Below are 786 nucleotides of genomic sequence, written 5' to 3' on the forward strand. Positions count from 1 at the left end.
AGTAAAAAAAGAAGCGGAAAATAGCAGCATTCATGCTTGCATTACCTTGTCTGGTAAGAAACGTCAGAGCTGTATTGAAAAGCCTGCGCCGATAAAAGTCAATGTATTGATGGTGTTGAAACGAAAAGAGGGAGACAAGCTCCCTCTTTCAACTGGCTTATGCCAGAGCTGCTTTCGCTTTTTCGACCAGAGCGGTGAACGCTACTTTGTCGAATACAGCGATGTCAGCCAGGATCTTACGGTCGATTTCAACAGAGGCTTTTTTCAGGCCATTGATGAATTTGCTGTAAGAAATACCGTTCTGACGTGCTGCTGCGTTGATACGTGCAATCCACAGTTGACGGAACTGACGTTTACGTTGACGACGGTCACGGTAAGCGTACTGACCAGCTTTGATAACAGCCTGGAAGGCAACGCGGTATACGCGAGAACGCGCACCGTAGTAGCCTTTAGCTTGTTTCAAAATTTTCTTGTGACGTGCACGTGCAATTACACCACGTTTTACGCGAGCCATGTGTGCTCTCCTGTATCTATTCTAAGTTAAAAAAGTTAAACGTTAACGACTTATGCGTACGGCAGGCACGCGATAACCAGGCCCAGATCGCCTTTGGAAACCATGGCTTTCGGACGCAGGTGACGTTTACGCTTGGTAGCTTTTTTAGTCAGAATGTGACGCAGGTTAGCGTGCTTGTGCTTAAAACCACCTTTACCGGTTTTTTTGAAGCGCTTAGCAGCACCGCGTACGGTCTTAATTTTTGGCATTTTAATAACTTCCACTTCGCATTG

The 786-nt window shown here is 46.1% G+C and carries 2 protein-coding genes; both read right to left on the reverse strand.

Annotated elements, in window-relative coordinates; translation table 11 throughout:
- Positions 1–157: 157 nt before the first annotated feature.
- Positions 158–514, reverse strand: coding sequence for a 50S ribosomal protein L20 (gene rplT / locus FQK12_RS03815; protein WP_000124850.1), 357 nt, complete (start codon positions 512–514; stop codon positions 158–160).
- Between the two features lie 50 nt (positions 515–564).
- Positions 565–762, reverse strand: a complete 198-nt coding sequence (gene rpmI / locus FQK12_RS03820) for a 50S ribosomal protein L35 (protein WP_001124225.1) — start codon at positions 760–762, stop codon at positions 565–567.
- Positions 763–786: the final 24 nt, after the last annotated feature.

Origin of the sequence: Klebsiella sp. ME-303, assembly GCF_007910085.1 — a bacterium.
Taxonomy (GTDB): Bacteria; Pseudomonadota; Gammaproteobacteria; order Enterobacterales; family Enterobacteriaceae; genus Klebsiella; species Klebsiella michiganensis.